This is a genomic window from Corynebacterium sp. HMSC074C01, assembly GCF_001814605.1.
Taxonomy (GTDB): domain Bacteria; phylum Actinomycetota; class Actinomycetes; order Mycobacteriales; family Mycobacteriaceae; genus Corynebacterium.
The window spans coordinates 1-3862 of record NZ_KV817247.1 but is presented as its reverse complement, the minus strand read 5'-3'; the positions used below and the strand labels follow the sequence as shown (position 1 = coordinate 3862).

General features: G+C 53.2%; 4 protein-coding genes and 1 pseudogene. 1 reads left to right on the top strand and 4 read right to left on the bottom strand.

Going from position 1 to position 3862, the window contains the following annotated elements; translation table 11 throughout:
- Nucleotides 1-248, top strand: a pseudogene (locus tag HMPREF2978_RS12645) (hypothetical protein); the annotation flags it as partial.
- Between the two features lie 911 nt (nucleotides 249-1159).
- Here HMPREF2978_RS12645 and HMPREF2978_RS00735 read toward each other — a convergent pair.
- From HMPREF2978_RS00735 to HMPREF2978_RS00720, 4 genes are all read right to left on the bottom strand, one after another.
- Nucleotides 1160-1933 carry a hypothetical protein gene (locus HMPREF2978_RS00735; protein ID WP_070743534.1) on the bottom strand — a complete coding sequence of 258 codons (774 nt, stop codon included), beginning with the start codon at nucleotides 1931-1933 and terminating at the stop codon, nucleotides 1160-1162.
- Nucleotides 1934-2068: 135 nt separating this feature from the next.
- The gene (locus tag HMPREF2978_RS00730; protein WP_070743530.1) at nucleotides 2069-2548 is read right to left on the bottom strand and encodes a hypothetical protein; all 480 of its coding nucleotides are present in this window, start codon (nucleotides 2546-2548) and stop codon (nucleotides 2069-2071) included.
- A complete protein-coding gene (locus HMPREF2978_RS00725) occupies nucleotides 2542-2847 on the bottom strand; it encodes a hypothetical protein (protein WP_070743527.1) in 306 nt (101 codons plus the stop codon). The genes HMPREF2978_RS00730 and HMPREF2978_RS00725 overlap by 7 nt, the downstream gene beginning before the upstream one ends.
- 194 nt (nucleotides 2848-3041) lie before the next feature.
- Nucleotides 3042-3485 (bottom strand): hypothetical protein, encoded by a 444-nt coding sequence (locus HMPREF2978_RS00720; RefSeq protein ID WP_070743525.1) that lies wholly within the window; start codon nucleotides 3483-3485, stop codon nucleotides 3042-3044.
- Between the last annotated feature and the right edge of the window lie 377 nt (nucleotides 3486-3862).

Here is a 3862-nt window from a genome sequence, read left to right as displayed (position 1 = left end):
GATATCAGGTGTCCACCAAACAGGGGTCAGGTCCGACGTCCGCACCGAAGCCCCTGTACATCCACTGGACCTAGCCAGGCCGCAAGACTTCGGACGCAATGGGAAAAGCGGCATACGCGGCCTGGACGAAAGAAGAGCTCACACGACGTGGCCACCCAGACGGGCGACCAGCCACATTCGACACCCACATCGACAACGAATGGAACCCCAGCTTAGGCATAAGAAAAGGCTGGGCCGGACGCTCCTAAATCCACACGAAATGTCCCTTAATGCGACACGCCGCAAATCCACACGAAATGTTGTTCAGAAGATTGAAATGGTAGCGGTGTGGTGAGTGTCTGGTAGCGCCTGAGTGAGTTTCCGGTAGCGGTGGCTTACTCAGGCGTTGCTTACGAACACGCCTGCAACATCGCACACACCCACGGCGGCGCAGGACGCGATAGCGAAATGCCACACATGCGCGACCACCAAACCATGGCACGACGCATACGCGGCTATGTCACCCAATCCAAAACCAGCACAAGCCTTAGCTCTAGCGCTCCAGGGCGAGCTACAAGCGGTGAACACAAAGCACTGCAGAGGCAGCCAGAAAGCCCCACAACGCTGGAAACCGACAGAGACGGGGAATACGCTCAGACAGCAAGGAAGAATCTCCAGCGTGCAAGTTCACGACGCGCAGTTAAAAGCAGAGTTAGCAAACGAGACATCGCTAACTGCTTCGAGAGAACATTCATAGATTCAGGAACTTGGCCAACTTCAGCAGAAGCGATGAAAGAGTTCAACGTTTCCCGGCCGACCGTCGCCAGGGCGTTGAAAGAAGCCGGAATCACTCTTCTTCGGAGGCGTCGGACGTCTCAGAAATAGATGTATCAGGCCGTAGGCAATATACGATTCCCCTACCGTTAGGCAGTTTAGTAATAAACTCTTTGAGAGGAAATCTTGCAGGGCAAGGAAGTCTAAGCTTTGGTGACTTTGGTTCATTGGTTTGCCACTGGCTTCTTAGTAGAACGAGCTCAGAATCGATAGTGGCGGGTGTGAAGATAAGTAAGCCTGAGGCGGGTTATTTGCGCTTCTTATTAAGAAGGCGGATTCTGGAAGCCTTTGCCTAACACCGAATTTTCTTCGGTTCTCAGTGGCCTACAGAGGCATGAATTCAGCGTCAGGATTCTTTCTCTTCTGTCCGGTGTCCTGGCTTGGTCAATTCTAAACTTGCGAGGTGCTTTTGTAGACGCTTTGACATCGGGAGGAACGTCCCCAGAGTGAGGCCCCCAGAGAGAACTGCACCGGCGACGGGGATGGCCTTAGCTACTCCGCTAGCGAATATTTTCTTAGTCATACTCACCCCGAGATAGCTCGCAACCTTTTTCACGATCGGATAGATCACTCCCTTGGTGAGTGCCTTCTGTGGGAGTTTCCTAGCGACATTGGCTGCGACCATGCCGGCAACTCGCGTCACTCCACCTTGAGCGATCTGCACCCCAAACATCACACCCACGAACAGGACCAACATGCCCTCGGTCGCTTCGTCCACATCTTCGCCATCATTGGCAAATAAATCAGGCCAGCTGTAGATATAGGCAAGCTTCTGGACAATTCGAAGAATATGCCCCATGTACTGCACAAGATCTGCCGGCACAGTCCCCGCCATCGCCAGGCCGCCAGGGATGCCTGCGATTGTCGAGAGGCCAGTAACCTTGCTCGTCTCATAGGCAATGGATGTGTTCGCTATCGCGGTGATGACCTTGAGCGGGATGCCTGCCGCTGCCGGACTGGTATTGATTGCTTCCTCGATTTGCGCCTCAGTGCAGTAACGCTTGAGGGCTTGGCGGAGGTAAGTAGCTCTGTTCAGCCTCACCCCAGGGAGCTTCGCTGCAGCTTCCAACACCTGGGTGAAATTCGATCCCGGACTCTCGAGCTCTTGGGGTTGAGTCATGGATACATTGTATCTATGTTGCCGGTGGCGAAACATTCCGCAAGCCCTACTCGGCCCGGGAGGTTGCAGCCAGTTCGCCAGTTCCTCCATTTTGATGGCCTAAGCGGGCAACAGAAAGAGCCCCTATTCCCAAGGTTATGCTGAAGTACGTAGCTCTTTCGCAGTTGCGAGAATCGAGTCGACGGCAAGAACGGCTTCTATACGGTGGGCTGGCGTATCAGCCTGGGCCAGCTCCTCGCGGGCATTGGCAAGTCGGCGATAAATATCTTCAATGAGATCATCCTGACCTGCGATTCTTGTGCCGATGCCCTTGGTGTATTTCAGTTTATCCCAAGCGATTAGTTCCTCAGCAATATCAAACGAGGCATCATTGCTAAGCTGCTCAATCTCACCCGATATCGGTCCAAGCTTGGTTCCTCCGGTGTCATAAGAGCGAAGGATAAAAAAGACTCCGACTCCGATGGATCCAAGGGTCACAAGGGAGGCTAAAACGATAAGAGCGATGCCATAAAAACTGAACGCCAAGCCAACAACGATGAATCCGACCAAGCCTAAAAAGGCTTGACGCTCTGAAATGCTTCCGTCATTGGATCCGGAGGAGTCGCTCTTTACCATTGGTCCTCCATATTCTCGACGAAACCCGGCCACACCAGGTAAGCAGCATAGAAGAGCAGTGCTCCCACGATGAGCCCAACAACCAGGATGATGATGCCGGCGATTTTCGTGGTCTTTGGGCTTCGCTCGGGGGTTGAGCGAAGCTCGGCAACTAGATCTCGCATCTGGGAACGTACGTCGCGGTATTCTTCTTCGGTTTTTGCGAGTCTGCGTTGACGGCGCACACGTTCAACATCCTTAACGGAAATCGTCGGCTGTGCTTGAGTCGACTTAAGCCGCGTCATGGGGTTCAGATCCATACAAGTAAAAATACCATGTCACGAAAGTCCCCAGTGATACATGTTTCAGGAGGCAGCAGCAGGGTTTATAGGACAGCAGCTACACTTCTAGCAATTGATGTAGCGATTAGGTACAGCCAAATGAGACGCGAAAAGTAGTGCCCAAAACGTCTCAATGGGCTCTATAAGCCGCATAAATTACACATATGAAAACATCACCCCGCCCAATCCGCCTGCATCGTATGCCCTGGTGCGTGAGTAATGCGGGCGGTAAGCCCCGCCGCATCAACATGGGCGGCAACCAGCTGGCGGAACCGATCGTAACTATAGTGACGCTGGCCCGCCTGGGCAGGAGTACTGGTATAGCGAGCCCACAAGACTTGCAATGTTTGCTTCGTACGCCCTGTACGTACTTTGACAACTGCATCAAAGTCAATCGAAACGAACTCGCCCTGCCCGCTACTGCGTTTATCAACGAATATCTCAGCCAACTCGTCATCTGTCAACGCCGTGACGTGCTCGGTAGTGGTCAGTCCTAGGCTTCGCAATGCATGATTCGCTCGTGAATTCGCCCGGTGCGAGCACCCGAGCTGGTCTTCAATCTGGCGGTAAGAACGCTTCCCTATCAGCAGCGCCGTAACCGCACGGTAATCCGTCATAACCGGACTTCTTCCAGTACACGCCGCACCCGGATGTTGCGACTACCGGAAGTATCACCCTGAAGCGTCCCGAGCTGCTACCAGATACTCACTAAAGCGCTACCGAATAGTCACGACACTGCTACCAAATAGCCGGTCGCAACAAATGTCCCTTAAGCCGGGGTTTGAATAGTCTGGCGGAGAATCTTCCAGTGAGGCGGCTTCTATTTTCCTTGATTTAGGGCGGCAAACCCCCGCTGCATTTCCGCTACATGTGTGCCACTGTAAACCGCTGTTAAAAACAGCAAGCCTAAAAATAAGGCCTCTTCTACCAGTAAAAGGCGGGTAGAAGAGGCCTACTAAGTGCTCCTCCAACTGGGCTCGAACCAGTGACCTAA

Coding starts and splice junctions, on each gene's coding strand:
- HMPREF2978_RS00725 (WP_070743527.1), bottom strand. CDS start 2,847: ATGGATCTGAACCCCATGACGCGGCTTAAGTCGACTCAAGCACAGCCG.
- HMPREF2978_RS00735 (WP_070743534.1), bottom strand. CDS start 1,933: ATGACTCAACCCCAAGAGCTCGAGAGTCCGGGATCGAATTTCACCCAG.
- HMPREF2978_RS00720 (WP_070743525.1), bottom strand. CDS start 3,485: ATGACGGATTACCGTGCGGTTACGGCGCTGCTGATAGGGAAGCGTTCT.
- HMPREF2978_RS00730 (WP_070743530.1), bottom strand. CDS start 2,548: ATGGTAAAGAGCGACTCCTCCGGATCCAATGACGGAAGCATTTCAGAG.